This window comes from Nodosilinea sp. FACHB-141 (genome assembly GCF_014696135.1).
GTDB lineage: Bacteria > Cyanobacteriota > Cyanobacteriia > Phormidesmidales > Phormidesmidaceae > Nodosilinea.
The window spans coordinates 433,388-458,958 of record NZ_JACJPP010000013.1; the positions used below are offsets into that span (position 1 = coordinate 433,388).

At 56.9% G+C, this 25,571-nt stretch carries 27 protein-coding genes; 14 read left to right on the plus strand and 13 right to left on the minus strand.

From position 1 onward, the window contains the following. Nucleotides 1–327 precede the first annotated feature (327 nt). The 4 genes from lysS to upp all read right to left on the minus strand — a co-directional run bounded on the left by lysS (nucleotide 328) and on the right by upp (nucleotide 3,554). The gene (gene lysS, locus H6F59_RS15760; protein WP_190701906.1) at nucleotides 328–1,869 is read right to left on the minus strand and encodes a lysine--tRNA ligase; all 1,542 of its coding nucleotides are present in this window, start codon (nucleotides 1,867–1,869) and stop codon (nucleotides 328–330) included. A gap of 169 nt (nucleotides 1,870–2,038) precedes the next feature. After that, complete coding sequence (locus H6F59_RS15765; protein WP_190514563.1) at nucleotides 2,039–2,323, minus strand: YggT family protein; 285 nt, start codon at nucleotides 2,321–2,323, stop codon at nucleotides 2,039–2,041. A 108-nt stretch (nucleotides 2,324–2,431) separates the two neighbouring features. Beyond that, nucleotides 2,432–2,758, minus strand: coding sequence for a hypothetical protein (locus H6F59_RS15770; RefSeq protein ID WP_190701910.1), 327 nt, complete (start codon nucleotides 2,756–2,758; stop codon nucleotides 2,432–2,434). A 142-nt stretch (nucleotides 2,759–2,900) separates the two neighbouring features. Next, the gene (gene upp, locus H6F59_RS15775; protein ID WP_190701913.1) at nucleotides 2,901–3,554 is read right to left on the minus strand and encodes a uracil phosphoribosyltransferase; all 654 of its coding nucleotides are present in this window, start codon (nucleotides 3,552–3,554) and stop codon (nucleotides 2,901–2,903) included. Between the two features lie 251 nt (nucleotides 3,555–3,805). On the opposite strand from upp, the gene H6F59_RS15780 reads away from it, so the two are divergent. The 3 genes from H6F59_RS15780 to H6F59_RS15790 all read left to right on the plus strand — a co-directional run bounded on the left by H6F59_RS15780 (nucleotide 3,806) and on the right by H6F59_RS15790 (nucleotide 6,027). Continuing rightward, complete coding sequence (locus H6F59_RS15780) at nucleotides 3,806–4,120, plus strand: YkvA family protein (protein ID WP_190701917.1); 315 nt, start codon at nucleotides 3,806–3,808, stop codon at nucleotides 4,118–4,120. Nucleotides 4,121–4,228: 108 nt separating this feature from the next. Beyond that, nucleotides 4,229–4,837, plus strand: coding sequence for a hypothetical protein (locus H6F59_RS15785; RefSeq protein WP_190701921.1), 609 nt, complete (start codon nucleotides 4,229–4,231; stop codon nucleotides 4,835–4,837). A gap of 281 nt (nucleotides 4,838–5,118) precedes the next feature. Continuing rightward, complete coding sequence (locus H6F59_RS15790) at nucleotides 5,119–6,027, plus strand: hypothetical protein (RefSeq protein WP_190701924.1); 909 nt, start codon at nucleotides 5,119–5,121, stop codon at nucleotides 6,025–6,027. Here H6F59_RS15790 and H6F59_RS15795 read toward each other — a convergent pair. The 3 genes from H6F59_RS15795 to H6F59_RS15805 all read right to left on the minus strand — a co-directional run bounded on the left by H6F59_RS15795 (nucleotide 5,961) and on the right by H6F59_RS15805 (nucleotide 7,861). After that, complete coding sequence (locus H6F59_RS15795; protein ID WP_190701928.1) at nucleotides 5,961–6,233, minus strand: hypothetical protein; 273 nt, start codon at nucleotides 6,231–6,233, stop codon at nucleotides 5,961–5,963. The two genes, H6F59_RS15790 and H6F59_RS15795, sit on opposite strands and share 67 nt — an antisense overlap. Nucleotides 6,234–6,403: 170 nt before the next feature. Beyond that, nucleotides 6,404–6,574: a chlorophyll a/b-binding protein gene (locus H6F59_RS15800; protein WP_190702182.1), complete on the minus strand. Its 171-nt coding sequence runs from the start codon at nucleotides 6,572–6,574 to the stop codon at nucleotides 6,404–6,406. Nucleotides 6,575–6,733: 159 nt separating this feature from the next. Then, entirely contained in the window at nucleotides 6,734–7,861 is a 1,128-nt protein-coding gene (locus H6F59_RS15805; RefSeq protein ID WP_190701932.1) for a GUN4 domain-containing protein, read from the minus strand. A 217-nt stretch (nucleotides 7,862–8,078) separates the two neighbouring features. Between H6F59_RS15805 and polA the strand changes: the two genes are divergently transcribed. From polA to rpsU, 6 genes are all read left to right on the plus strand, one after another. After that, nucleotides 8,079–11,042 (plus strand): DNA polymerase I, encoded by a 2,964-nt coding sequence (gene polA / locus H6F59_RS15810; protein ID WP_313887226.1) that lies wholly within the window; start codon nucleotides 8,079–8,081, stop codon nucleotides 11,040–11,042. 35 nt (nucleotides 11,043–11,077) lie between these two features. Next, a complete protein-coding gene (locus tag H6F59_RS15815) occupies nucleotides 11,078–11,467 on the plus strand; it encodes a carboxymuconolactone decarboxylase family protein (RefSeq protein ID WP_190514555.1) in 390 nt (129 codons plus the stop codon). Nucleotides 11,468–11,714: 247 nt separating this feature from the next. Then, nucleotides 11,715–13,295 carry a hypothetical protein gene (locus H6F59_RS15820; RefSeq protein WP_199325801.1) on the plus strand — a complete coding sequence of 527 codons (1,581 nt, stop codon included), beginning with the start codon at nucleotides 11,715–11,717 and terminating at the stop codon, nucleotides 13,293–13,295. Further along, nucleotides 13,295–14,065, plus strand: coding sequence for an SDR family oxidoreductase (locus H6F59_RS15825; protein ID WP_190701936.1), 771 nt, complete (start codon nucleotides 13,295–13,297; stop codon nucleotides 14,063–14,065). The genes H6F59_RS15820 and H6F59_RS15825 overlap by 1 nt, the downstream gene beginning before the upstream one ends. A 212-nt stretch (nucleotides 14,066–14,277) precedes the next feature. Continuing rightward, on the plus strand, nucleotides 14,278–15,552 hold the full coding sequence (locus tag H6F59_RS15830) for a metallophosphoesterase (protein WP_190701939.1): 1,275 nt from the start codon (nucleotides 14,278–14,280) through the stop codon (nucleotides 15,550–15,552). Between the two features lie 250 nt (nucleotides 15,553–15,802). After that, nucleotides 15,803–15,979 (plus strand): 30S ribosomal protein S21, encoded by a 177-nt coding sequence (rpsU, locus tag H6F59_RS15835; protein WP_073606751.1) that lies wholly within the window; start codon nucleotides 15,803–15,805, stop codon nucleotides 15,977–15,979. Between the two features lie 94 nt (nucleotides 15,980–16,073). Here rpsU and H6F59_RS15840 read toward each other — a convergent pair whose 3' ends face one another. The 3 genes from H6F59_RS15840 to H6F59_RS15850 all read right to left on the minus strand — a co-directional run bounded on the left by H6F59_RS15840 (nucleotide 16,074) and on the right by H6F59_RS15850 (nucleotide 19,333). Beyond that, complete coding sequence (locus tag H6F59_RS15840) at nucleotides 16,074–18,149, minus strand: hypothetical protein (protein WP_190701942.1); 2,076 nt, start codon at nucleotides 18,147–18,149, stop codon at nucleotides 16,074–16,076. A 116-nt stretch (nucleotides 18,150–18,265) separates the two neighbouring features. Beyond that, on the minus strand, nucleotides 18,266–18,436 hold the full coding sequence (gene psb34, locus H6F59_RS15845; RefSeq protein ID WP_190514551.1) for a photosystem II assembly protein Psb34: 171 nt from the start codon (nucleotides 18,434–18,436) through the stop codon (nucleotides 18,266–18,268). Nucleotides 18,437–18,535: 99 nt separating this feature from the next. Then, a complete protein-coding gene (locus H6F59_RS15850; RefSeq protein ID WP_190701945.1) occupies nucleotides 18,536–19,333 on the minus strand; it encodes an MBL fold metallo-hydrolase in 798 nt (265 codons plus the stop codon). A gap of 255 nt (nucleotides 19,334–19,588) precedes the next feature. On the opposite strand from H6F59_RS15850, the gene H6F59_RS15855 reads away from it, so the two are divergent. From H6F59_RS15855 to H6F59_RS15865, 3 genes are read left to right on the plus strand one after another with little or no spacing between them, the layout of a single operon-like run. Next, nucleotides 19,589–20,467 (plus strand): M23 family metallopeptidase, encoded by an 879-nt coding sequence (locus H6F59_RS15855; RefSeq protein ID WP_190701948.1) that lies wholly within the window; start codon nucleotides 19,589–19,591, stop codon nucleotides 20,465–20,467. A 45-nt stretch (nucleotides 20,468–20,512) separates the two neighbouring features. Beyond that, nucleotides 20,513–21,601, plus strand: a complete 1,089-nt coding sequence (gene aroC / locus H6F59_RS15860) for a chorismate synthase (protein ID WP_190701951.1) — start codon at nucleotides 20,513–20,515, stop codon at nucleotides 21,599–21,601. 33 nt (nucleotides 21,602–21,634) lie between these two features. Further along, on the plus strand, nucleotides 21,635–21,970 hold the full coding sequence (locus H6F59_RS15865; protein ID WP_190701955.1) for a cupin domain-containing protein: 336 nt from the start codon (nucleotides 21,635–21,637) through the stop codon (nucleotides 21,968–21,970). Nucleotides 21,971–22,004: 34 nt separating this feature from the next. Here the strand turns inward: H6F59_RS15865 and H6F59_RS15870 are convergent, their stop codons facing one another. Both H6F59_RS15870 and H6F59_RS15875 read right to left on the minus strand, forming a co-directional pair. Then, nucleotides 22,005–22,991: an ATP-binding cassette domain-containing protein gene (locus H6F59_RS15870; RefSeq protein WP_190701958.1), complete on the minus strand. Its 987-nt coding sequence runs from the start codon at nucleotides 22,989–22,991 to the stop codon at nucleotides 22,005–22,007. A 333-nt stretch (nucleotides 22,992–23,324) separates the two neighbouring features. Then, nucleotides 23,325–23,768, minus strand: a complete 444-nt coding sequence (locus H6F59_RS15875) for an orange carotenoid protein N-terminal domain-containing protein (RefSeq protein ID WP_190514546.1) — start codon at nucleotides 23,766–23,768, stop codon at nucleotides 23,325–23,327. A gap of 473 nt (nucleotides 23,769–24,241) precedes the next feature. Between H6F59_RS15875 and H6F59_RS15880 the strand changes: the two genes are divergently transcribed. Then, a complete protein-coding gene (locus tag H6F59_RS15880; RefSeq protein ID WP_190701962.1) occupies nucleotides 24,242–24,637 on the plus strand; it encodes a polymer-forming cytoskeletal protein in 396 nt (131 codons plus the stop codon). Nucleotides 24,638–24,671: 34 nt separating this feature from the next. On the opposite strand, the gene H6F59_RS15885 is transcribed toward H6F59_RS15880, so the two are convergent. After that, nucleotides 24,672–24,827, minus strand: a complete 156-nt coding sequence (locus tag H6F59_RS15885) for a hypothetical protein (RefSeq protein WP_190701965.1) — start codon at nucleotides 24,825–24,827, stop codon at nucleotides 24,672–24,674. Between the two features lie 144 nt (nucleotides 24,828–24,971). Between H6F59_RS15885 and H6F59_RS15890 the strand changes: the two genes are divergently transcribed. Beyond that, the gene (locus H6F59_RS15890) at nucleotides 24,972–25,454 is read left to right on the plus strand and encodes a hypothetical protein (RefSeq protein ID WP_190701969.1); all 483 of its coding nucleotides are present in this window, start codon (nucleotides 24,972–24,974) and stop codon (nucleotides 25,452–25,454) included. Nucleotides 25,455–25,571 lie beyond the last annotated feature (117 nt).

The following is a 25,571-nucleotide window of genomic DNA, read 5'->3' on the forward strand; positions in this document are numbered from 1 at the left end:
ACGCCGTTGCCTTGAGCTTGGTGCCAGCCCCAGCAAAATTTTTACCCTGCCTATAAATACCCGATGAAGTTAGAGATTTTTTTGCAGTTCTTTACGAAATTTGGGCCCCAGCATGGGAATCTTATGCGTGGGTAGGTCATAACCGGGCAAACCCACTGCACCCTTACTATACAGAACCCCACTTTCTAGCTGAACTCCCTATATTTGAAAAGCTCCCCGCCTAGGCGGGGAGCTTTTCGTTAAGCCAAGCAATTTTGGACTGGCGATTTCGGGATTTCCCCGCTCCTCACCTCATCCACCGTCCCACCCATCCACCCGCCTATCTGCCTACTCCTCCCGCTCCGGCTTCAGCAGCGGAAAGGCGATCACATCACGAATACTGGGACTATCGGTGAGCAGCATCACCAGGCGATCGATGCCGATGCCCTCACCGCAGGTGGGCGGCATACCGTGCTCCAGAGCCGTCAAAAAGTCTTCATCTACCCCAGTAGCCTCCAGATCGCCCGCCGCCTTGCGTGCCGCCTGCAGCTCAAACCGGTGGCGCTGGTCGATGGGGTCGGTCAACTCCGAAAAGCCGTTGGCAGTTTCTCGGCCCACCACAAATAGCTCAAATCGTTCCACCACCTCGGGTTGGCTGCGGTGGGGCTTCGACAGAGGCGAGATCTCGACTGGGTGGTCGATCAAGAACGTCGGCTGAATCAGAGTTTCTTCAATTTTTTGCTCAAAGACTTCATTCAGCAGTTTGCCGACCGAGTCACAGTCTTCGACACCATGCAGCTTGAGATCCTTAACCGCCGCTTTGGCCTCATCTAAGGTGGTGAACTGGCGAAAATCTAGCCCAGTGTGCTCCTGCACTAGATCATGCATCGTCACCCGTCTCCAGGGCGGAGTCAGATTAATGTCTACACCCTGATAGGTGATCTTGAGCGTGCCCAGAATGTCTTTGGCTAGAGTAGCAATTAGGTCTTCGGTAAGATTCATCAGGTCGTGGTAGTCGGCGTAGGCCTGGTAAAACTCTACGCTGGTGAACTCGGGGTTGTGGCGAGTTGACACGCCCTCGTTGCGAAAGATGCGGCCAATCTCAAACACCCGCTCAAAGCCGCCCACCACCAGCCGCTTCAGGTGCAGTTCAGTAGCGATACGCAGGTAGAGATCCATCTCCAGAGTGTTGTGGTAGGTGACGAAGGGGCGCGCCTCGGCCCCCCCGGCCTCGCTTTGCAGCACTGGGGTTTCAATCTCTAAGAAGCCCCGATCTTCTAAATAACGACGAATGCCGGAGGTAATTAGTGCCCGCTTGCGAAAGGTGTCGCGCACGGTGGGGTTGACGATTAAATCGACGTAGCGCTGGCGGTAGCGCTTGGCCACATCCGTCAAGCCGTGCCACTTGTCGGGCAGAGGCAGCAGCGCCTTAGTCAGCAGGGCATACTCCTGCACTTTGACCGAGAGTTCGCCCTTCTCGGTACGCTTGATAGTGCCGCGCACGCCGAGGATGTCGCCTACGTCGGTGAGCTGCTTCAGGTGTTCAAAGGCCTGCTCATCCGCAGTGCCCATGTTCTCTTGAATTGTGGCTTTTTCCAGGTAGAGCTGAATGATGCCACTCTCATCTTGCAAGGTAAAGAAGGCCAGCTTGCCAAACACCCGCCGCGCCAAAATTCTCCCAGCGAGGGAAACAGGGGCATCCACTTCGGCTCCAGCTTCTAAATCAGCATATTTGGCCTGTAAATCGGCGGTATGGTCAGTGACATCCCACCGATAGGCAAAGGGATTTTGGCCTAGCTGCTTGAGGTCTTCTACCTTTTGCAGCCGCGCCGCACGAATTTCTTCAAGGCTAGAAGCACTTTGGCCTGGGCGGTTAGAGTCAGACGACATAGCTAGGGGCAGGTGAATGGCAAAACGTCACAAGCCCCCATTATAGGGAACCCTGGCCCCCGGACTACGACGAGCGGCAATCCTTTAAAGCAGTTAAGCCTGACCGCTAGCTCCTCTCCAAACGGGAGAGTCCAGCGGTCAGGCTTGAGTTAAATCTGGCAGTAGGAGCCTAGAAGTAGGCGTAGGATGATGCCGTGGCGGCGGCGATCGCAACCAGCCCCTGCCGCACAAACGACAGCAGCAAAAAGGCCAGAATTGGCGAGATATCAATGCCGCCCAGGGGAGGAATAATCGAGCGGAATAGGTTCAAGTAGGGGTCGGTTAGCTGGCTCAGCACCGAGAAAGGCGGGCTAAACCAATCCACATTGGGAAACCAGCTCAGAAGAATACGTACGATCAGCAAGATCGTATAGATCGATAAAAACGTGGTGAGGGTTTGTACCAATATGTCCATTTGAGAACCTCGGCAGTAGTCGTTATCAACAATACACGGAGCGTCTAAGTCTGTCAGTTAGTGTAACGGTTTGCTTCGTCCAGCACGGGACGAACCCGGTAGATTTGCTTAAGAGTCTATACGGGATGGGCTTTCCCAAGGGCGCTCAGAGTGGCCGTTGATGCCGCCGAGCTGCTGCCGCACATCATCGATCGCATCGTTGAGCTGGGCAATTTTGTCTTCTAGGCCGAGGCGGGCAGCTTCAATGCTCTCTTCGTCGGGGTCGTCAAACTCGCCGAAGGCCAGGCTACCGCCGGTTTTGGGTAGCGCAGATTTGGTTTTGCCCCCCGACTGCTGAATGCGCGTAGCCGCCAGCGCACCAACAACACCACCCAGGGTGCCACCCACCAGGGTGCCGAGCAGAAATCCACCGACGAAATTGTCTTGCTGACTCATAGGTCGTTAATCCATTTAACCCAAAGAACCGAAGCCTACAATACTCTAATTGTGGCAAAGCAACCGGCCAACTGCACAGTACAAATTCGGCGATCGCCCCCGATACCGCTTTCATTCTGACGGATTTTGGGTGGCGAGTGGGCTAGGTACCAAAGGTGCGATCGCCCGCATCCCCCAGCCCCGGCACAATGAACCCGTGCTCATTCACCTCTTCGTCAATCATGGCGGTGTAGATAGTCACCGCAGGGTAGGCCGCCGCCAACTTTTGCAGGGCCGGTGGTGCCGCCACAATCGAAATAATTCGCACCACCGCCGGGTCAATGCCCCGCTGAGTCAGCTGCTCCATCATCGCCATGATGGTGCCGCCCGTGGCCAGCATCGGTTCACTGATGATCACCCGCGTGGCAGGGTCGAGCTGAGCTGGCAGCTTGTTGAGGTAGCAGCTCGCTTCCAAAGTTTCTTCGTTGCGCACAAAGCCTACGTGGTACACCGAGGCCAGAGGCAGCAGGGCCTGAATCCCCGGCATTAGCGCCAGCCCCGCCCGCAAAATCGGCACAATCATCGTTGGTACCTCAGGGTTAATAAAGGTGGCCGGAGCCGGGCCGAGAGGCGTATTCACCGTCGTATCCATCGTTGGGATCCACTCGCGAATAGCCTCGTAGGTGAGCCAGCGGCCCAATTCTTCCATCGCCGAGCGGAACAGCGGCCCCGGCGTATCAGCATCGCGAGCCACCCCCAACCAATGCTTAACCAAAGGATGCGGCGGAACATAAATACGCAGTTGAAAGGATGACATAACCCAGGTGCCCGCGAAAAATCTGCCACATCATACCCCGGAGTCTCCCAGAGAAGCGATTCCTTCCCGACCCGAACCTGACGCCGCCTAGACCATCACTCGCTGCACCCCCTACCCATTCACCCCCTACCCCTACGGCTCTCCTCCTACGGTTTATTCGGTGTAAAAACCCTGTTTTTACAGGGGTAAGCCACACCTGTGCGCACCCTTTGATTCTGTCAAGATGAACATATCGGCGCAAGGAGATAGCAATGGCAAAGCGATTTTTTGGTAGGCCTTTTATGAACTGGTACCGTCAGTTGTTACGCAACTCTAAATATCGTTGGGTTGTGCTGTTTGGCACCCTGGTTTATCTGGTCAGCCCCATTGATATTTCTCCCGATTTTCTTCCGGTTTTGGGTTGGCTTGACGATGGCCTGATTGCTACGATCGCCGTCACCGAAATCACCCAAATCCTACTTGATCGCAGACGCAATATACGCCAGGTCGATGAAACGATCGCAATGACAGAATCCGTAGATACCAGCGCAACAGTAATTGATGTAGACGCTGTTACCGTTCGCTAAATCCAGTTCAGGTTCGGTTTTTAAGCGCTGTTGGTGAGCAAACACCACGACCAAATTGGACACAATTCAACATTCTTTCAACCCCATTTTCCAATTAGGAGAATCCTCATGACCAATACCGTACAAGACCGCGTTAAGACCGAGTGGGAAAAAGCCCAAAAAGAAGGTGGCCAGCGTGCTAGCCGTATTCGCGAAATCGTTAAAGCTGCCGCTGCCGAAGCTCTGGCTGAACTCAGAGAGGGCTCTGGCGAAATCGAAACCCAAGGTCGCAAAACCTTGGCGGAAATGATTGCGCAACTTCGAGCCAACGAAGCCGCCGATGCAGCTACCGCTGAAGCTGTCGCCGATGCAGTTGCCGAGGCTGTTCAGGCCGAAGCGATTAACGCTGAGACCTCTACCGGGACCAGCACCCCTGCCCCCACCTGGGCACAAATCTTTGCCGACCTGCGCTATTTAGCCGACGATCGCAAAGTCGGCTGGGCCCAGCAAATTCTGTCTGGCCTTCAAACTCAAATTGATCGCTTCGACACCAAAATGGCTACGGAACAGGGCGATCGCTACGACGTTGTCCGGCCCCTAGTGCGAGGCTTTCGCTCCCTATTGACGCTGGCCTACAGCAAACTGGGTCAGCCCGCTGAGCCCCCTGCGCCCACCCCCGTCCGCATCGTTGTGTTGGACGATGTCGAAACCTCAGTGGACGACTCGACAAACGTCTAGTTTTGGTTGGTTGTGTGTTGATCCTTAGGTAAAGCAAGAGTGCCTCTGCGTGACATCGCAGAGGCGCTTTTTTTATTGAAGGTGCGGTTCTGCTGCTAGGGGCACCAAAAAAGGTAACAAAGTACGGCGGTTACGTTGCGCTGTGCAAACCTGTGCAACGTTTCCTGGCGTGGCGCTCCCTAGCGGCTGACCGACTTGATAGAACAGTGAAACGGGTTTGATGGCTAGATCTAGGCCCACTCAATAGCGGTACTCCTCATTATTTTGGCGAGTGTTTACCTATGGTTAGCTCTCCTCTCGCCCAGCCTTTTCAACGCACCCAGCCGGAAAGTAGCCTGTCTACCGCTGACCCGCAGCTGGCTCTAGCCGTGGCTGACGATGGGTTTTTGCGATCGCTGCTCACCGAGAGTCTGCCTGCGATCGCCCACCCCCACGAAATTGGCTCCGTCACCGTCGAGGTCGGCGTTCCCCTGCCCAATGCCCAGGGCCGCATGGATGCCGCGCTCACTTTCGAGCACATCAACTGCGTGCTGGCCGGGTCTTATCCCGATGCGCCACCACTGCCCGATGTCCACAACCATCGCGAATACCAGGCCATCACCCCCTGCCACTCCGACCTCGCCACCCTGGCGCAAAATGTTTCTCTGAACGAAGCTGAGGCCTTGCTGGCGCGATCGGGTTTTGACCCCGACGAGGTGCAGCACATTCTCAACCTGCCCTCCCAGGGATGGCACAAGTCGTGGTGGTACAGCCTCGCGCCCGATGGGTTTCTCACCGTGCCCTTTCAGCGTCACATTCGCAGCCGCTGCTACGCCGACGGCACTGTCACCCTGCAATTTAAAGACCACTACGCCCAGCAGCGTCCCGAGGGCTTTCGCAGCCAGCCCCAAAAGCTGCCGGTGGTGGTGCATTCGCCCCAGGTCAGCTTTTGCGACAACCTGGCCGCCATCAACCTCAGCCGTCAGGCCTTGGCAACTCCCCAGGCCATTCTGATTGCCGACAACTTGTCAGAGCTCGAGGTTGAGGGCTACATTCGCCAAAACGTCAGCCTCTACCGCCAGCGCAGTTTAGAATATCTGCTCAATGCCAACTGCCGCTCCTGTAGTCAGGCCAAGTGCCCGCTTCAGGGGGTAGATTCGTCGCCCGTGTTGGCCTGTAGGTCGTTTCGGCCCATGGATGTCGGAATGTAAACTTGCCCCGGTGGGTTTAGCAGCACCGGCATTTTGCTAGAGGTAGCATGACGCTGAATCTGTCCCCAACTTAGGGTTACGGCCCCGCCCGCCAGCAGCAGGCCAAACAACGCCAAAGAGACCTTGTCTTCTGTCGCCCCCATGAGGCCATCGACAGCACCTACGGTGAGCGCTGTAGCTAGCCACGGTTGTTTTCTAAAAAGCACCTTAATGGGTTGGTCTCCTGGATGTAGCAGATTTATTGACGGTGAAGTGGCCTCTGAAGATTCCCCCTGTCTCCCTTAAAAAGGGAATGCCGAATGAAACTTTTCGGCAAAGACCTGGGGAAGTCTGGCTTAGTTATAAAACATCGTTCCCAATGCGGCAAAAAGTCTACCTAGCGCAACCCCAGCCAGGTGACGATCGCCTGTCCGGTGGCCATCTCAAACAGCACCAGCGCCACAAACCCAAGCATGGCGGCGCGCCCGTTGAGCCGTTCGGCATAGTCATTAAAGCCCGCCTTAGAACGCTCAATGGTTGGGGTGACGGTGGGTTCGAGGTTGGCCATGGGTTTAGGGTGTGTCATTTGCTTTCCTAGCCTACCCTATGGGTTGCCGGTTGTGATATAGGCGTGGACAGACGGGGCGATCGCCCCCTCACCCCATCCCTGGCCACTACACCTTGAGCTACTGTCTTAAGCCGCTGGCCAGCGCTGTATCAGGCGTTGCTACGGTGCATTCTGGGAAACTGGCCGGTCTAGATACAATGCCACCCGTTCCATCAGGTTTGGAATGTAACTATAGAAGCGTTCGTTGCGGAGTTGCATGGCATCGACCGTGCAACTACCACAATGCACCCCTGCTGGTGGAACCGCAGTCGCCTGCACCACCTCATCCGACACGCCAGCCCAGGGCAGATGTCCTTCCGGAGCCTGCAACGAGTAGGTCAACTCCGACTCGTTTAACCAGTCACTGCTGATGAAGTCAACCTCAGCACGAGGAGCCGCTAGTTTCCAGCCGACGCGATCGCGAAAGGCATTGACCGCCGCTGCACCATCATTGGGATGAGCAGCCAGCGCCTCCTGCCAAAGACGCCGCTGCACACTGAGTCCAAACCGCCCGCTGCTAGCCGTTAGCCACATCTGGTCAATGGCGTTTATCAGCTCTGGCCGCAACAATACTGGATCAGAGGGTAGGGGATCGAAAGGTGGCCGTGAGGTTGTCCCTGGGGCCAGCAACCGTCGGGTTATGCGATCGGCAGCGGCCCAGTCCTGAGCTTGAAGGCGTTCTTGTAACAGCGCCAACTGCTCGTCAATCGCCCCGTCGAGGTCGGCATTCGCAGTCTGGCAGGTGCCCACCATTGAGCGCACGTACTCACTAGGGCTCAAGTAGTGGACAACCTGCATCTGCTGGGGCAGTTCGATGGTGGGGCGCAGACTGACGTAGAGGCCATGCACCGAATCGGGTATCCCATAGAGATGCTCAGCATTGTTGGGCTGACCACGAAAAGGGTCTTCAAAGGGCAGTTGAGCATAGGCAGCATTAGAAGCCAGTTGCCCATAAGCACTCAGAGCAGAGGCATTGAGCAGGGTTTGCACCCGACCGGTTTGATCTTGCCACTGCACCGTTAGGGTCAGGGCTGTGCCCTTCGGGTTTTGCAGGTTGTCTGCCGCCGTATTCTCTGACAGGCTGCCCGCTAGTTGGTAGGTTAAACTCCCTCCCCGGCCCAGAGAAGCCATCGTTTCACAGGCGATCCGAGAAGGGGTGCCCTGGGCATTAACGGAGAGTGGTGTAGTCGCTGCCAAAGCTACCACCAATACACAGCCTAACGGCTTTAGGCTCAGCATCTCAGGCATAGGTGTTACCCCTACAGAACACGGACTGAAGTTAGTATCAACCGCTTCGGACGAGCCATTGCCCTCGTTGCGCAAATTGATACGCCCCAAGACCTCAATATCTACCGAGTGCCTGCCGATTTAGAAGATTTGCTCCGCGTCCTGGTCAGCGCTCTGGGAAGTCGAGATTGGCCCAGCCCCTTACAATAGAAACTCAAAACCTCGCTCTCAAGAAACCGTGGCAGCAACCTCCTCCCAAGCCGACAAGCCCACCTTAATGCTGGTAGACGGCCATTCCCTAGCCTTTCGCTCGTACTTTGCCTTTGCGAAAAATGCCGACGGCGGGTTGCGCACCTCCACCGGTATTCCCACCAGCGTGTGCTACGGCTTCTTGAAGTCGCTGCTCGACATGATGGAGGTCGAAAAGCCCGAGTACGCCGCCGTCGCCTTTGACCTCGACCAGCCCACCTTTCGCCACACGGCAGACAGCACCTACAAAGATGGTCGTCCTGAAGCCCCTGAAGGCTTTGGCGAAGACGTGCGGAATCTCAAAGAACTGCTGACTGACTTTGGCCTCAACATCTACGTCGCTCCCGGCTTCGAGGCCGACGATGTAATCGGCACCCTGGCGACTAAGGCGCTGGCAGAGGGGTTTTGCGTCAAGATTCTCAGCGGTGATCAGGATCTCTTTCAGCTGATTGACCCTGACGAGTGCATTACCGTGTTGCACCTGGGCAACGCCTTTGCTAAGGGGCCGAAGACAGGGATGGCGCAGGAGTTCAAGATTGAGGATGTCAAGGCCAAGCTCGATATTTTTCCTCACCAGGTGGTGGATTACAAAGCGCTGTGCGGTGACTCGTCAGACAACATCCCTGGCGTTAAAGGCATTGGGGCCAAAACCGCCGCTAAGCTGCTGGCTGAGTATGGCGACCTCGATGCCATCTACGCTGACATCGACAACATCAAGGGCGCGACTCAGAAAAAGCTGATTGAAGGCAAAGAGTCGGCCTACCACTCGCGCTACATGGCCAAGATTGTTACCGATGTGGATTTGCCCATCGACCTGGCCACCTGCAAGCTCGATGGCTTTGACCCCGACCTGGTGATTCCGGCACTCAAAAAGCTGGAGTTCCAAAATTTTGTCAACCGGCTGGGCAAGCTGCAAATCGCTTTTGGAGGCCAGGCTGCCGAGGAAACAGCGGCGAAAGCCAGCCAGGCCCTAAGTGAAAATTCCAGCACCAGCAGCAAAGAACCCAGTCGCGTCAGCCGCTTTCGGGATACTGGCGGCGCGGATGTGGCCTTCTTTACGGCGGAGGAAACGGACAGTGCCCAAGGGGTGGATGAGGTGGCGATCGCCCCTCAAATCATCACCACTGAGACCCAGCTCTACGAACTGCTCGACATTCTCTCAGCGCAAAAAGACCCCCAAACTCCTGTTTCCTGGGACACCGAGACGACATCGCTGGAGCCCAGGGACGCCGCGCTGGTGGGCATCGGCTGCTGCTGGGGCACAGGCCGCGACGAGATGGCCTACATTCCTGTGGGACACAGCGATGGAGAAATGTTGCCATTAGAGATGGTGCTAGAGGCGCTGCGCCCCATTCTCGAGAGCGCTGAGTTTCCCAAGGCGCTGCAAAATGCCAAATACGATCGCCTCGTGCTGCGCCACCAGGGCATACACCTAGCGGGCGTGGTCTTCGACACTATGCTGGCCAGTTACGTGCTCAACCCAGAAACCAGCCACAACCTGACCGATCTGAGCCTGCGTTACCTCAACCTCTCCGCCCAGAGCTATGAGGATTTGGTGCCCAAGGGGAAGACGATCGCGGATATGGCGATCGCCGATGTAGCCAACTACTGCGGCGCCGACGTTCACACCACCTACCTGCTAGTACCCAAGCTTCAGGCTGAGTTAGACGAAGTTCCCGACCTCAAAACCCTATTTGCCGAGGTCGAGCTGCCCCTAGAGCCAGTGCTGGCGGAGATGGAATGTACGGGCATTCGCATTGACCCCGACTACCTAGCTACATTTTCTAAACAGCTTGAGATTGACCTGGCCCGCTTAGAAAAAACCGCCTATGAAGCCGCTGGGGAAACCTTTAATATGGGTTCTCCCAAACAGTTGAGCACGCTGTTTTTTGAAAAGCTGGGCCTCGACAAGCGCAAGTCGCGCAAAAACAAGTCGGGCGGCTATTCTACCGATGCGCCAACTCTGGAGAAACTCCAGGGCGACCACGCTGTGGTGGATTTGGTGGTGGAGCACCGCACCCTCTCTAAGCTGAAATCTACCTATGTGGATGCCCTACCCACCCTGATTCGGCCCGAAACCCATCGGGTGCACACTGACTTTAACCAGGCGGTGACGGCCACCGGGCGGCTGTCATCGTCGAACCCCAACCTGCAAAACATCCCCATTCGTACCGCCTTTAGCCGCAAGATTCGGGCGGCGTTCATTCCTGAAAACGGCTGGCAGCTGGTGGCGGCAGACTACTCGCAGATTGAGCTGCGCATTCTGGCTCACCTCAGTGGTGAACCTGTGCTGGTGGAGGCTTACAAAAACAACGACGACGTGCACGGCCTCACCGCTAGGCTGCTGTTCGAGAAAGACGACATCACGGCGGAAGAGCGGCGGGCGGGCAAGGTGATTAACTTTGGCGTCATTTATGGCATGGGGGCCTCTCGCTTCGCCCGCGAGGCTGGGGTCAACCGCGCCGATGCTAAGACCTTTATCGATCGCTACTACGAGCGCTACCCAAAGGTGTTTGAGTACCTGCTGAAAATGCAGCGAGAGGCGATCGCCCAGGGCTATGTGCAGACTATCTACGGGCGGCGGCGCTATTTCAACTTTACTGATGGCAAGCTGCGATCGCTGCGCGGCACCGATCCAGCCAGTATTGATCTAGATTCTCTGCGCTCCAACGGCTTCGATGCCGGCTCTCTAAGGGCAGCAGCCAACGCACCCATCCAGGGCAGCAGCGCCGACATCATCAAAATTGCCATGATTCACTTGCACGAGCTGCTGAAGGATTATCAAGCTAACCTGCTCCTCCAGGTCCACGACGAGCTGGTATTTGAGGTGCCCCCCGACGAGTGGGCAGAACTCCAGCCTAAAATCACCGCCGTAATGGAATCTGCCGTGGAGCTAAAGGTGCCCCTCAAGGTCGAAGCCCACGCCGGGCCAAACTGGATGGAAGCCAAGTAACCACCCGGAAAACCACTTTTGAGAAAGGACACTCGATGGATTCAACTCGGTATACCCGTGGGCAAGAGGCGCTGGCCAGAATTCATGGCCACATTGGCGAAGGCGTGATGAATGCATTGGGTGACATCGCCCCTGACTTTGCGCGTTTTATTATTGAGTTTCCGTACGGCGATATCTATTCTCGCAACGGGCTATCTCCAAAGGAGCGGCAGATCGCTACGATCGCATCCTTAGTCACCCTTGGCAATGCTCCCACTGAACTGAAAGCCCACATTCAAGGGTCTTTAAATGTAGGCTGCACCCGAGATGAGATTGTTGAAGTCATCATGCAAATGGCCGTGTATGCAGGTTTTCCTGCTGCGGTCAATTCATTGCTAGTCGCCAAAGATGTGTTTGCAGAGCTAGATGCTAAAGACAAAATGTAGCCCGACCGCAAACTTCAATCAACTGAAGTTTTTTTGAATCGGCTCGATTCTTGGTTCTTCGACATTATTGATATTTCACCTTGGGTTCCCCTGAGTAAATAGCCGAGGATGGTTTTTTCGCGATTGCATCTGGGCATAAATTCGCTGTAGATAGACGTAAAAATTAAGTTTTCAGAACGGCAGCAGGAGCATTCTTAGGTTTGGCGATATAGTGCGGCAAATTGTGCGTTTGGTAGCATCGCCCTCTATGGCAAAGCTTTCCGCTACTGCGGCTTTTTGGGGACTGCTGATCGGCTCTAGCGTAGTAGCTTCGTCTGAGGTCATGGCGCAGGAAGTGCTCCAGGTACAGGCATCGAGCCGTCAGGCGGAAACCGAGGTAGCAGAATGGTTTGAGGCCAATCGCGATCGCCCCACCTTACTACGGGCCTTTGTGCAGCGCATGCCAAAGGGCGGCGATATTCACAGCCACTTGAGCGGGGCTGTATATGCCGAGCGCTACATACAGTGGGCGGCGGCAGACGGCTACTGCATTGATCCGGCGGGGCCTGACCTAGTCGAGCCCAGCGCCTGCAATCAAGACAGCAGCTACTTTCCGGCGGCCCAGCTCTACGGCCGCCCGGCCACCTACGATGCGTTGGTCAATCTCTGGTCGACCCGCAATCTACCCTTTGCCAACCAGTCGGGCCACGATCAGTTTTTTGAGGCGTTCGGCGGCTTTGACGCGATCTCCTCGTCCCTAACCCGCCAGGATGACATGGTGGCTGAGGTCGCCAATCGCGCCGCCTCCCAGCATATTTCTTACCTAGAGCTGTTGATGACGGTCAAAGGCAGCGAGGCGAGGCAGCTGGGACGAACCGTGGGCTGGAACAGCAATTTTGCCCAAATGCGCCAGCGGCTGCTCGACGAGGGCCTAATGGATCTAGTTGCCCAGGGCAGTCAGGATATGGCCGCCCTCGAACGCGAGGTGGACAAAACCTTAGGCTGTGAGACACCGCGCCCCCAGCCCGGCTGTGAGGTGACAGTGCGATATTTGCAGCAGACCACCCGCACCCGCCTGCCCGAGGAGGTTTTTGCCCAGTTTGTCTACGCCTTTGAGCTGGCTAAAGCCGACTCCCGAGTGGTCGGCATCAACCTGGTGGCTCCAGAAGATAACCCTGTGGCCCTGCGCGACTATAGCCTGCACATGGAGATGCTCGGCTTTCTTAAAGCCCAGTTTCCTGAGGTCAACATTTCGCTTCACGCCGGAGAGCTGACCCTGGGACTGGTGCCGCCCGATGACCTGCGCTTTCACATTCGCCAAGCCGTGGAGGTAGCCCAGGCCAGCCGCATTGGCCACGGGGTCGCTATTCTTTACGAAAACGAGCCCTTTCAACTGCTGGAGGAAATGCGCCGCCGGGGCGTACTGGTGGAAATTTGCCTCACCAGCAACGAGGTAATTCTCAATGTCGAGGGCGACGAGCATCCCTTTCTCGATTACCGGGCCGCTGGGGTACCGATGACCCTGGCCTCCGACGACGAGGGCATCGCTCGCATCGACCTGAGCAACGAGTATGGGCTGGCGGCACAGCGCTACAACCTGGGCTACCGCGATCTTAAGCAGCTGGCCCGCAACAGCTTGGAATATAGCTTTCTAACGGGGGATAGTCTTTGGGCCTCGCCCGAATTTAACCAGCTCTCACTTCCCTGTGCCGATGATGTTCCTGGTTCAGCAACGACTTCGGCGGGCTGCGCTGGCTTTTTGGCGGGGAGCGATCGCGCCCGCACCCAGTGGCAGCTCGAGGCTGAATTTGCCGAATTTGAATCGCTATCATCGTTTCGGTTTCGCTGATGGCAAAGGTTTTGGTCGTTACCGGTGGCAGTCGGGGAATTGGCGCTGCTACGGCCCGTTTAGCGGCTGAGCGAGGATATGCGGTCTGCGTCAACTATCTACACAGCCAAGCGGCGGCCCACGGGGTGGTTGACTCAATTGTCCAAGCGGGTGGACGGGCGATGGTCGGAGACCGGCCTCGGGCCATCGCCGTCGCTGCTGATATTTCTCTAGAAGACGAGGTTCTGCGCCTCTTTCAAACAGTGGATGAGCAGCTGGGCCCGCTGACGGCCCTGGTGAATAACGCCGGCATTCTAGAGCAGCAGCGGCGCGTGGATGAACTCGATGCCGCCCGGCTCAACCGCGTCTTTGCCGCCAATGTGACCGGCAGCTTTCTCTGCGCGCGGGAAGCCGTGAAGCGCATGTCAACGAAGTATGGCGGGGTCGGTGGGGCGATCGTCAATGTGTCATCGGTGGCGGCGCGGCTGGGGTCGCCAGGAGAATATGTAGACTACGCCGCGTCTAAAGGCGCGATCGACAGTCTCACTATTGGCCTAGCGAAGGAAGTGGCCGCCGAGGGCATTCGCGTCAACGCGGTGCGCCCGGGGTTCATCTACACCGATATTCACGCCAGAGGCGGAGAGCCCGATCGCGTCGAGCGTGTACAGTCTGCTGTACCCATGCAGCGAGGCGGGCAAGCGGTGGAAGTGGCCCAAGCGATTTTGTGGCTGCTTTCGTCAGAGGCCTCCTACACCACAGGGTCATTCATTGATATAGCGGGTGGCAAGTGAATTGGAAGTTTCCTCAAATGCCTGCTGTAGGAACCTGGGTTTTGGATAGACGAGCGGAGTGCACAGATTTACCGTTTGGATGAGCCAGCCCAGACGACTGTCAACCTTTCCACCTGCAACCCAGCTATCCGACCAGCAAACTTGCCCTACTCCCCGCACAAAAGTTGGATAGATGGGGTAAGTTTAGGCCTGTGGTTTGGCCTTCCTCGGTTATGGGTTTTAAGCGTTTCTTCACCGGTCTTTGCCTGGGTCTCGTACTCAGCGTGTGTCTGTCTTGTTCCCAACGGGCGCTGTTCTCGGAAACTCCTGCTCCAGCAACCCCAACTGCTGAAGCTGAGACCATATCCCCCGCTGAGGCCCGTGAGGGTGCAGTCACAGATGTGGCTCCAGCCCCGCCAGAGTTGTCTGCCGAAGCCGAGGCGATCGTGGCCAGCGTAGCGGGAGGTCTAGCCAACCCACCCCGCAAGGATGTGCGACTGGTAGCTATTAGCGATCTCAATAGCGCCTACGGCTCGACCGACTACGACCCTGAGGTAGATAGGGCGATCGCCCTATTACCCTTCTGGCAGCCCGACCTGGTGGTGTGCGGCGGCGACATGGTGGCGGGGCAAAGTCCATCTCTTACGGCACCTCAAATTCAAGCCATGTGGCAGGCGTTTGATGACCATGTAGCAGCGCCCCTGCGCCGACAAGCCGTGCCCTTTGGGTTTACCATCGGCAACCACGATGCCTCGGGTGCGAAGGGTCCCAACAACCAATTTCTCTTTCAGCAGGAGCGCGACTTAGCCACGGCCTACTGGACAGCCGCCGAGCATAGCCCTGGGGTTAATTTCATCGATCGCACCGATTTTCCCTTCTATTACACCTTTGAGCAGCAGGGGATTTTCTTCATGGCCTGGGATGGCTCGACGAACCGCCTGCCCGAGGAAAAGCTGGCCTGGGTGGAGCAAGCCCTAGCCAGCGACGCGGCCCAGCAGGCCAAGGCGCGCATTTTGCTTAGCCACCTGCCCCTCTATGGCATTGCGGTAGGGCGCGACAAACCCGGCGAAGTGCTCGACAACGCCGATCAGCTGCGGGCCATGCTAGAGCGTTACAACGTGCACACATACATCAGCGGCCATCAGCACGCCTACTATCCTGGCCATCGGGGCAATCTTCAGCTGTTGCACACCGGCATTTTGGGGTCTGGGCCGCGTGCCCTGATCGACAGCAGTCTGCCACCGGGGAAAGTGCTGACCGTGATCGACGTTGACTTTGCCGACCCAGAGTTGACCACCTACACCAGCTACGACATGGCAACCCTGCGCACCATTGAGTACGCAGAACTGCCTCGGTTTTTGGCGGGCCACAACGGCATTGTGCTGCGGCGAGATGTCAGCTACGACGAGCTCGCCCCCGACGAAAAATCCTTTTGCGAACAGCGGTTAGGCCCAGCCTTCTGCACTGGGCACTTGTCCTTTCCCAGACCCAAAACTTACAGCGCCTAGCTACCGTTTGAACCCCATTTAGCAGGGCTAGGCAACAGCGTATTCTGTGCTAGTCTGATAAGGATCACGGGCAACTATGCCCGAATTTCCTTGTCTGTATTACTTCGTACTGACAGCTAATCATGACGACTCTGCCTGGAGCAATGGGAGGTGGCTCGACCGCTCCGGGGCAATCTAGAACAGTCTGTAGGTTTGACAACCTGTTGTTTGATTCGTTAGTGCATGCCCAGGAGTATAGAAGCGATTTCGTATGACTCAAGTCGTTGTAGGTGAAAACGAAGGCATTGAATCGGCCCTGCGTCGCTTTAAGCGGCAGGTATCCAAGGCCGGGGTTTTTTCAGAAGTTAAGCGTCGTCGCCACTTCGAGACGCCCCAAGAAAAGCAAAAGCGCAAAGCCGTTGCGCGTCGCAAAAAGCGCTTTCGTTAAGCCCTAGCTCGTGTAAGACACGGGTAAGGCAACTATTAAAAAAGAGGGATGCTGCTGGTCAGTGTCCCTCTTTTTTTGCGGCCATGGGGGCGGGCTAGTCATCGGCGTTGGCGGTGACCAGGGTCAGCAGAGGGCCGACTTGCTCTTGGCCGCTCACCGCCAAGTCGCTGTGGCAGAGCACAACGCGATCGCTGACTCGCCCCAGCAGATCACGCAATATGCGCTCGGGGCGATCGCGGTGCAGCGTTTCAATATCCTCAGTAGTCCAGGGGCGGCCCCGGTACGACCCCAAAAATATCGGGTAGCCAAACAGCAGATTGTCGGTACCGGCCAACCATCGGGGCGATCCGGCGTCAATCCAAAAGTGCCAGCGGTGACGCAGGCGTTGCAGACGGTACTGGTACACCGTGGCGATGGTGATCACCTGGGCCGACTCCACCGGGTAGGGGTTAGCGGTCACGGTGCCCTGGCGCAGCAGCAGAATAAACCGCTCTAGGGAATTGCGGATCGGTTCTGCCGGTTTTTTGGCCAGCATGGGCGATACCTGGCGCAGGCGATCGTCCACTGCCCAGTAATGCTGGGCGGTTTCCATGAGCTCTCGCAGGGCGGCCAACTGATCGGCGGGCAGATGACTACCGCCCCAGTAAAAAGCTTGAATGGCGCGATCGAGCACGCTCAGCACTCCCGGGGTCAAGCGCTGCTGGCGCTGCTGGCGCTGCTGCTCGATCCACTGGCGTAGACGGCTATAAGCCTCGGTAGCTTTGTAGCCAAGCCGATCCCAGCGTTCGAAGCGCTCTACAGGCAACAGTTCGGGCTGCTCCAGACTGGGTTCGAAGCAGTGGTCAACCAGCAGCTCGGCCCGCACTGGGTCAATCTGCACCGCCTCAAACCAGGGGCCGACCTCAGGGGCCTGGGGAATCTGGCTCAGCACCACCAGCATTTCGGCTACCTCCTCAGCGGTAGCCAGCCGCCCCAAACCGGGATAGACAAAGGTGAGCAGCGTGAGCAGCGATCGCACCAGGGGGGAGTGAATCACCGGCCGCTGATCACTGAGGGAAGCCACAGGCAGTCCCCGATCGCTGAGAATTTCAGCCAGGGTGTAACGGGCGATCGCATCTAAACCCGGCCCAATAATCGCAATGTCGTGAGGAGCGACCTGGCCTTCTTTTACCACCTCAACCACTCGCTCCGCCGTCTGGCGCAGCAGCTCTCCCCGCGACACCGTTTGCAGGGTTTGAAAACAGGGCAGCGGTTCCGGCAGCGCTAGAGGATCCATCACCCACTCCACCACCTGATCGCCCCACTTGTAAGCCAAGGAGTCGGTTGCTGGGGTGGCCTGGTCAGTCACCTGGCACTGATCTCGAAGCTGTTCGAGGGCATTAGGGTCTGCTCCCAGCCCCATACGCACCTTGCCGTGGCGGTTCCAGGTCATGGCCACGGGCCGCCCAGCATCAATAAATACCTGGAGCCATTGGGCAGCGATCGCCGGATACTCATCTAGGTCATCCGCAAATATGCCGCCGTAGCGGGCCAGCAGTTTCTCTTGGTAGAGAGGGTGGGGCAGCAAATGCCGCCAGTACAGCTCGGTCATTACCCCATAGGTCAGCAGCCCCCGCGCCAGACACCAGTCGCGCCACTCTACCAGCGCATTGCCAATGGCCTGCCACACCGCTTCGGAGGCAAAGCCTGGGGGAATGCCCTCGGGCAGCAGCACAGGCAGATCTTCGGCCGGAATGCCGCCAGCTGCCGCTAGCTGCAAAAAATCGAGCGATCGCCGCACGGTCTGAGCTTCTAGCCAGCCCTCCACCGCTAGGGTGCCATCTAAGATTTGCTGCCGCCAATGCCCGGCGGCCAGCTCCTGCTCATTTTCGGGTCGCAGCCGTAGCGGAAACTGGGGTGACAGGCCTAGCTCAGCCACTAGCAACGGCCAAAATAGGGTCACCTCATCCTGAATAAACCCGTTGGGTGTAGTCGTGACCGCCGCCACACCGGGGGCGACATCTCCCAGCTGCGAGGCCAGCCGCAGGCGATTATCGCCGTTAGCCGCAAAGATTAGGTGGCTTTGGCCGAGTTCTAGAAGCGCCGGGGGATCTGAGCGCAGCTGCCCCAGCAGCCAGGTGGTCTTGCCGCTGCCCGTTGCACCCTCAAGCCATTGGGGCGAGTTTGCCATGCCAACCCGAGGTAAACGCTATGCCTACTCTAACTCCGACTCCAGATACAAGACAGCCGAGGCAGTAGACTGCCTCGGCTGCCGCTGAGATTCGTTTGCTGAACCGCAGAGATTATTTAAGAGACAGAGATTGCCACCACCAGAAGCCCGCCCACCAGAGCGAAGGCCAGACCGCCCAAAATCAAATAGTTGCGCTTTTGGCTAGGATCCGGGGGCTCAGCCTCATACATCTTAGGCTCAGTGGCAAAGTTGTTGAGGCGACCGCCCTCTTCGGTGGTGTAAGGCATAGCTATAATCCTTCTTAAAACTTGACTAACCTTAAAAGAAGGTTACCTGAATACAGCCTTTCTGGATACCCTCCGACTGGTGGGGATCGCATTGTGCCACTAAACTCCCGTTGCCAGAGACTGGCGCGGCACAAGATTTAAGGGCAGCAGTTGACCCACAGTCGGAGCCAACACTCGGGTCGAATGTCCCTGGGCCGCGATCGCCGCCTGCAGCGCTTGGGGATCCCCCACCGTCTTGAGCCAATTAATCAGCATTCCGCTATAGGTGACTGCGCCCGCATCGGCGGTGGGCAGCACCACCTGGGGTCGCAGCCAATCCACCAGTTCTAAAGCCCCCTTCTGACCGCGAATGATCGGCCCCACCACAGGCAGCGCCAGATCAACCACCGGGGTGATCACCACATCCACAGGGTCTTCCGCCTTTAGCTCAGGCCGGTGAAAGCCGTGGGGCTCGTAGAACAGGGAAGTCCCAGCCTCACCGCACGAGACGTCTCGCAGAATGTAGCCATTTTCTACCACCAACGGCCCCATGGGGGTGCCAGGGATCGCTTTAATGCTCACCTGCTGGTTAAGGGTGAAGGTTTCGCCATGGCTGAGGGCAGTAACTTGGCTGTAGCCCAGACTCTCTGCCACCTTCGCCGCACTGGGCGAACCCACTACCGGAATAGCGCGATCGAGGGCCTTGAGGGTGGGGGGATGGGCGTGGTCTTCTAGCCCCTGGCTGAGCAAGATTAGGTCAATCGCCTCGGGAAGCGGCTGAGGTTGAGGGTGCTCTCCCTTAAATAGCCAGGTTTGCTGACCAAATACCAGCTCTCCCACCAGCCAAGGGTCAACCAGAATGCGCTGTCCTCCCATGGTAATCAGCCAAGAGTTGCTGTCGAGCCAGGTGACTTCCATCGCACAATTCTCTATAGAGCGCCATGCCACCTAGTGTAACGGATTCTTTACAAAGCCATAGCTAACTAGCCGAGGCGCAGCAAGCGGCAGGAGAAAACGGAGCCGAAAAAGTCTTCAGGCCAAGATCGCACTTTAGGGTAATTGGGCGCTGGCCTGCAAACAATCCTCGAAATTGTGCAAATGCTCTGATCCCCGTATAATCCATCTTGGTTTAAGAGATGACGTTTGCTATCATTGCTCCCCGCCAATTTTGCCATGCCCCCTCTTTCGCTCAAGCCCTACACCGTGCTGATCACGGCAACCGGCAAATCGCCTATCACCCTCAGGTTGTGCCCGGTGCCGCTGCTGGTAGGGCTAGCGGTGCTGGTAGGGCTGCCCCTCACCTGGATTAGCCTGCTGCTTTATCAAAACGTACAGCTAGTTCAGCGCAACCAAAATTTGTCTGAAACCGCCAGCGAAGTGCTCACCGAGCTAGACGCCATTGGCAACGAGATCGAGGTGCTCAAAAATCGAGCTGGCTTACCCGAGCAAAGCATTGAAAATACTCGCGTCCCTAACTCCAAGGCGGAAATTCCTCCCCGAGGCGGCGTGGCAGAGGAGGCTCCGGCTGAGGTCATGTTCGACGAGGCCCGTCGTCAACTGCCGAGTCTAGAGGTCATGCTGGCTCGGGCCGTGAAGCCAGCCCTTGAGCAAACCCTGGAGTCCGAAGCCGAGCAGGCAGCAGCCTTCCCCAATGGCAAACCGATCGTAGGCGAGTCATCAATTTCCTCTGAGTTTGGGCTGCGGCCCAACCCCTTTGGCCGACGGGGCTACGAAATGCATGAAGGCGTAGATTTTGCCGGGCCGGTGGGCAAACCGATTTTGGCCACCGCCGAGGGTGTGGTGGTGCGGGCTGACTACAACGGCGGCTACGGCAACCACGTCAGAATCGACCACGGCTACAACTACGAAACCCTCTATGGACACCTGTCAAAGCTGGAGGTCAAGATTGGCGATCGCGTTCAGCGAGGCGATGTGGTGGGCTATCTGGGCAGCACCGGGCGCTCCTCTGGGCCTCACTTGCACTACAGCATCTACCGCAACGGTCAGGCGGTGAATCCTCGCCATTATTTGAAGCTTGCGGAAACTAAATAGTAGGATCGGGAAAACTACCTGGGCCGACGCCGGCATTACCGATCTATGGGCAACACCTTTGGGGATTTATTTCGCATTACCACCTTTGGCGAATCCCACGGCGGTGGGGTGGGGGTGGTCATCGACGGCTGCCCGCCCCGCCTAGAGATTTCTGCCGAGGAAATTCAGGCTGAGCTCGATCGCCGCCGCCCGGGTCAGAGCAAAATCACCACCCCCCGCAAAGAGAGTGATCGCTGCGAAATTCTCTCCGGCGTCTTTGAGGGCAAGACCTTGGGCACGCCCATCTCAATTTTGGTGCGCAACGAAAATACTCGCCCCCAGGACTATAGCGAGATGGTCACCGCCTATCGGCCCTCCCACGCCGATGCCACCTACGACGCCAAGTACGGCCTGCGCAATTACCAGGGGGGCGGGCGATCGTCGGCACGGGAAACGATTGGCCGGGTAGCGGCAGGGGCGATCGCCAAAAAGATCCTTCACCAGGTCACCGGTACTGAGATCATCGGCTACGTCAAACGCATCCAAGATCTAGAGGGCAGCGTGGACCCCAGCACTGTCACCTTAGAGCAGGTCGAGAGCAACATTGTCCGCTGCCCCGACCCGATCGCCGCCGAGCAGATGATCGACCGAGTTGAAGCCATCCGTGACCAGGGAGATTCCGTCGGTGGCGTGGTCGAGTGCGTGGCGCGGGGAGTCAAAGTCGGGCTGGGTTCCCCCGTATTTGACAAGCTTGAAGCCGACTTAGCCAAGGGCGTAATGTCGCTGCCCGCCAGCAAGGGATTTGAAATTGGCTCTGGGTTCGCTGGTACCCTGCTCACCGGCAGCGAGCATAACGACGAATTCTACACCGACGAGGCAGGCATCCTGCGCACCCGCACCAATCGCTCCGGCGGCACCCAAGGGGGCATCTCCAACGGGGAAAACATCATCATTCGCGTTGCCTTTAAACCCACTGCCACTATTCGCAAAGCCCAAAACACCGTCACCAACACTGGCGAAGCCACCGTGCTAGAAGCCCGAGGTCGCCACGACCCCTGCGTGCTGCCCCGCGCCGTGCCCATGGTAGAAGCCATGGTGGCTCTGGTGCTGTGCGACCACCTACTGCGCCACCACGGCCAGTGTGAGCTGTTTTGATTGATAGCGGTTTCTAAGGGCTAACGCTAGACCATGAAAATTACCGGCCTTGACCAGGTACCCGAGGAGTCGGTTTCCCACAACCCGGCGATCAAAAAGCGGGTGCTGCTGCACAGGGATGATTTACCTCACCTGACCAACTTTGCCCAGGCCCGCTTTGCCCCTGGACAGGTCGCCAACGGCCACAGCCACGCCGACATGGCCGAAGTGTTTTTTGTCGAAGCGGGCGATGGCACCATCACCGTTGACGGCCAGGCCTATCCACTGACCCCCGGTATCTGTATTGCAATCGAGCCCGGCGAACACCATGAAGTCGCCAACACCGGCACCCAAGAACTCGTCCTCACCTACTTTGGCCTCCGCATTTAGCCGTCGCCCTCAATTCTCTAGACTCACCCACCCCTCACCTTTCTGCGGATCCTGCCGCGAACACTCGCCCAATCACCTCCTCCACCGGCGGATCGCTAACGGTCAAATCCTGGACATCCAAATCTCCCAGCAGCCGAGCGACGGTTTGAGTTAGGGTATCGCGGTGCACAATCAGCCGGGCGGTGCAGCCCTCTAGGCTTTCTAATTCGCCGTAGCGGCTCAGGGTAGCCGCATCGCAGCCAGTAGCCAAATCGACGGTAACTTCTCGGTAGGGGGCAAAGCGATCGAGCAGCCCCTCTAGGCTGCCGTCATAGATTAACCGTCCCTGGTAAATTAGCAGCACGCGACGACACAGGGCAGTAATATCGGCCATGTAGTGGCTAGTGAGCAAAATGGTGGCTTCGTAGCGACGGTTGTAGTCGCGCAAGAATTCTCGCACCGCCACCTGGGCGTTAACGTCTAGTCCCAGAGTAGGCTCATCTAAAAATAAGACGCGGGGACGGTGCAGCAGAGCCGCCATCATCTCAGCCTTCATGCGCTCACCGAGGGACAGCTTGCGCACAGGCTGATTCAGCTTTCCCTGGAGAGCCAGCATCTCGGTGAGTTCGTCGACTCGATAGCGAAATTCTTTGTCAGAAAGACCATAGATAGCGCCATTAATGCGCAACGAATCCAGAGCAGGCAAGTCCCACAGCAGCTGCTGCTTTTGCCCCATAACCAGGGTAATATCCTGCAAAAACTCAGTGCGCCGCTGAAAGGGCACTTGGTCGCCGACCCGCACGGTGCCGCTAGAGGGGTGGATGAGCCCAGTGAGCATTTTGAGGGTGGTGGTTTTGCCGGCGCCATTGGGTCCTAAAAAACCCACCACCTCGCCGGGCTCAATGTGGAAGGAGATGGACTGCACTGCGTCTACCAGACGATACTGACGACGCCAGAAATGCCTTAGCGTGCCCCCTAACCCAGGCTCTTTAATAGCGATGGGATAGCGCTTGCTGAGCTGATTGACATCGATAGTGGGCATAGCGGAACAGAGAATAGAGCATCTAGACCCCAACGTGGGGTCTATGGCTTTCACTTTACCGCTAACCTTCTGCGGAAGCTGGCGATCGCCAGCCTCGTAGCCCAGTAGCGAGTTCACCCAGCCTGTCTACCCCTGAGCTGAGCGCGTCCCAACTTCTGCCACCCAACGATAAGCACGAGAAGGTCGCCTAACCGATTAGTCTGCCAATCTGAAGTTGACAGATTAGTGAGGGTCAAAGTCCCAAGTTCATAAACGGCCTTGAACCTAACCCCTTAAACCCTGAACCCCAGGATGCTAAAGCCCGTCACCATCAGCTTGGTCCAAGTCCTGGACTTAGCCCGCAACCCGGCGCAAGAAATGAAGGCGTTCGTTAAGCCCCATGGTGTTGATGCGGGCAAGCAGCGCCTTGGTTGTAGCCGAACCGTCTTGGCAGGCGGTTAAGGGCAGTCGATTGGCAGGCATGAGGTTAAACAGGCGGTGCCAAAAGGCCAGCTTCATATTCACGTTGAGAGTTTGGTAGGCCTGGGTAAAGCGGGTATCGGCCCCGGCGAGAATATCGCGCAGGATGGCTACCTGATCGTCGCGATCGACTTGCTGAATCTGGCCCAGCAGCTGCTGCACCGCCTGGGAGAAGAGCGCTACCGGGGCGATCGCCGCAAAGGCCTGACCCAGGGTGTCGTAAATCTGCCAAAGCACGGCAATCTTGCAGTCTACATCGACCGATTCAAACGATTGAACAGCTTGCTCAAACTGAAGGCGAACGTCAATAGCGGTCATGGTAGGTTTCCTGTAGGAGCTTGTTATGGGGTGGAGATAACAATGCGGTAGAGCAGGTGAGGGCTCTGTCACACAGATCGCAATTGCTGGAGGCGGGATTTTAGCTCTGGCAAGCCATAGCTAAAACAGTGGATTTAAAGGGTCAAAGCAGAAAAAAGAAAGGAAAAATCGTGTCAATTCAACAGGGTTTAGCATCTATTCATATTGATCCCTGATGTCTTTGAATACGCGACGTTTCTTCCAAGTTTCTTTTGATTTAAAGCATAACTAGGGTTGATGGCTGCGCTCACCCTCCGAAAGAGAGGGAAATTTTGTTTATTTCCCGATTGTTACCAAGCCAGGGGGGCCATCGTCTTTTAATATTTAGTTACACAACTGGGGTGCCGTTTCGGCAGCGGTTAGCGTTTTTAGGGCTAATCTCGCTCAGGCCATTGCTTGGATTGCTGTTCTCTGAAGTTATGAGGGCAATTTTGATGTTTAAACGCAAAGCGGCTCCGCCATTGACCTATTTGAGTCAAAAAACTGAGTTTGAGGGGGTGCTCCACGCCGAGGGTATGCTGCGAGTAGACGGCGTGATTCACGGCACCGTAGATATCAAAGGTGATTTAGAAATTTCCTCTACGGGGTTGATTGAAGGTCCCGAAGTGAAGGCCCAAAACATTGTGGTGCAGGGAGTGCTGAAGGCCCGAGTGTTTGCCGAAGGCAAGCTCACCCTCAGCCGCACAGCTCGTTTGGAAGGAGATGTAGTGGCTGGAGCCCTAGAAATAGAACCGGGTGCTTACTACACCGGATATATCGAGACTCGAGATGCCAAGTCACTGCCGCCGGCGCGCGAGGTGCCCGAGCTCTACGGCACCACTGAGCTTTAGCTCAACTAGCGCTCGACTAACAATTGGGGTGCTGCTAGTCGCGCATGACCCAGGTAATTAATACCAGGGCTATGCCCCCCAGCAACCAGGGTGAAGGCGCTAATAGCTGGCCTAGGTGAGTTAGGCTGTTGACCTCATGGGCGATCGCCCACGTAGTCAACACGCAGATTATCAGCATCACAAGTCCCATCGCTGGTACCTCCTGCGGTCATCATTAGATACGCTACTTATATTGGACTGGTGTAAATAGAGACAGTTCAACTTCTGTCTATTATGGCCGCCGATTGCAGCGGTTACCGAGCACCATAGAATTGAACCGTAGGAGACTGGAGCCATGACCAATAAGCATCAACGTCGTGGAGCAGTGGCGCTAGCAGCAGGGCTTTCCGTGGGTCTGATATCAACGTTGCCTACCCTGGCCCAGCAAGCTAACTTCGAGTCGTTCACGCTGTCTGCTGGCACCCCGGCAACTAGTGTCAGCGGCTTTACCAACGGGATTTCTGCGCTATCTAATATTGCTGGGCGCGATCGTAATGGCACTATCTGCGCCGGGTTTGCCGACGTTGCCCCCGATCACGTCATGGTATTGCAGCAAGACTTCGCTACCCTCACCCTTCAGGTCAATAGTGGCGGCAACGATACCAGCATCCTCATTCAAGGACCCGATGGCACTGTGCGCTGTGGCGACGACACCGATCGCCGCAATCCTGATGCCTTAGTTCAAGATCAAAGCTGGTCAGCGGGTACCTACAGCATCTGGGTAGGCTCCCACCAGCAGGGGCAGCGCTACAACTATTCCCTTAGTGCTAATCCTTAGGACCAACTCATCGTACGCCAACGCCAAGCCGTAACGCAGACCTAGAGTAATCCACACCAGCGAAAGGTGTTGGCCTAGGACATGGCCACGTTAGGATAGTGAAGCTGCAGTTAACTC

What these genes read in the sequence shown, in the direction of transcription:
- H6F59_RS15855 (WP_190701948.1), top strand. Translation starts at nt 19,589, where the DNA reads ATGCCCCCTCTTTCGCTCAAGCCCTACACCGTGCTGATCACGGCAACC.
- H6F59_RS15870 (WP_190701958.1), bottom strand. Translation starts at nt 22,991, where the DNA reads ATGCCCACTATCGATGTCAATCAGCTCAGCAAGCGCTATCCCATCGCT.
- H6F59_RS15820 (WP_199325801.1), top strand. Translation starts at nt 11,715, where the DNA reads ATGGCAAAGCTTTCCGCTACTGCGGCTTTTTGGGGACTGCTGATCGGC.
- H6F59_RS15800 (WP_190702182.1), bottom strand. Translation starts at nt 6,574, where the DNA reads ATGGCCAACCTCGAACCCACCGTCACCCCAACCATTGAGCGTTCTAAG.
- aroC (WP_190701951.1), top strand. Translation starts at nt 20,513, where the DNA reads ATGGGCAACACCTTTGGGGATTTATTTCGCATTACCACCTTTGGCGAA.
- H6F59_RS15770 (WP_190701910.1), bottom strand. Translation starts at nt 2,758, where the DNA reads ATGAGTCAGCAAGACAATTTCGTCGGTGGATTTCTGCTCGGCACCCTG.
- rpsU (WP_073606751.1), top strand. Translation starts at nt 15,803, where the DNA reads ATGACTCAAGTCGTTGTAGGTGAAAACGAAGGCATTGAATCGGCCCTG.
- psb34 (WP_190514551.1), bottom strand. Translation starts at nt 18,436, where the DNA reads ATGCCTTACACCACCGAAGAGGGCGGTCGCCTCAACAACTTTGCCACT.
- H6F59_RS15815 (WP_190514555.1), top strand. Translation starts at nt 11,078, where the DNA reads ATGGATTCAACTCGGTATACCCGTGGGCAAGAGGCGCTGGCCAGAATT.
- H6F59_RS15825 (WP_190701936.1), top strand. Translation starts at nt 13,295, where the DNA reads ATGGCAAAGGTTTTGGTCGTTACCGGTGGCAGTCGGGGAATTGGCGCT.
- H6F59_RS15830 (WP_190701939.1), top strand. Translation starts at nt 14,278, where the DNA reads ATGGGTTTTAAGCGTTTCTTCACCGGTCTTTGCCTGGGTCTCGTACTC.
- upp (WP_190701913.1), bottom strand. Translation starts at nt 3,554, where the DNA reads ATGTCATCCTTTCAACTGCGTATTTATGTTCCGCCGCATCCTTTGGTT.
- H6F59_RS15840 (WP_190701942.1), bottom strand. Translation starts at nt 18,149, where the DNA reads ATGGCAAACTCGCCCCAATGGCTTGAGGGTGCAACGGGCAGCGGCAAG.
- H6F59_RS15790 (WP_190701924.1), top strand. Translation starts at nt 5,119, where the DNA reads ATGGTTAGCTCTCCTCTCGCCCAGCCTTTTCAACGCACCCAGCCGGAA.
- H6F59_RS15890 (WP_190701969.1), top strand. Translation starts at nt 24,972, where the DNA reads ATGACCAATAAGCATCAACGTCGTGGAGCAGTGGCGCTAGCAGCAGGG.
- H6F59_RS15885 (WP_190701965.1), bottom strand. Translation starts at nt 24,827, where the DNA reads ATGGGACTTGTGATGCTGATAATCTGCGTGTTGACTACGTGGGCGATC.
- H6F59_RS15805 (WP_190701932.1), bottom strand. Translation starts at nt 7,861, where the DNA reads ATGCCTGAGATGCTGAGCCTAAAGCCGTTAGGCTGTGTATTGGTGGTA.
- H6F59_RS15850 (WP_190701945.1), bottom strand. Translation starts at nt 19,333, where the DNA reads ATGGAAGTCACCTGGCTCGACAGCAACTCTTGGCTGATTACCATGGGA.
- lysS (WP_190701906.1), bottom strand. Translation starts at nt 1,869, where the DNA reads ATGTCGTCTGACTCTAACCGCCCAGGCCAAAGTGCTTCTAGCCTTGAA.
- H6F59_RS15865 (WP_190701955.1), top strand. Translation starts at nt 21,635, where the DNA reads ATGAAAATTACCGGCCTTGACCAGGTACCCGAGGAGTCGGTTTCCCAC.
- H6F59_RS15880 (WP_190701962.1), top strand. Translation starts at nt 24,242, where the DNA reads ATGTTTAAACGCAAAGCGGCTCCGCCATTGACCTATTTGAGTCAAAAA.
- H6F59_RS15785 (WP_190701921.1), top strand. Translation starts at nt 4,229, where the DNA reads ATGACCAATACCGTACAAGACCGCGTTAAGACCGAGTGGGAAAAAGCC.
- H6F59_RS15780 (WP_190701917.1), top strand. Translation starts at nt 3,806, where the DNA reads ATGGCAAAGCGATTTTTTGGTAGGCCTTTTATGAACTGGTACCGTCAG.
- H6F59_RS15875 (WP_190514546.1), bottom strand. Translation starts at nt 23,768, where the DNA reads ATGACCGCTATTGACGTTCGCCTTCAGTTTGAGCAAGCTGTTCAATCG.
- H6F59_RS15765 (WP_190514563.1), bottom strand. Translation starts at nt 2,323, where the DNA reads ATGGACATATTGGTACAAACCCTCACCACGTTTTTATCGATCTATACG.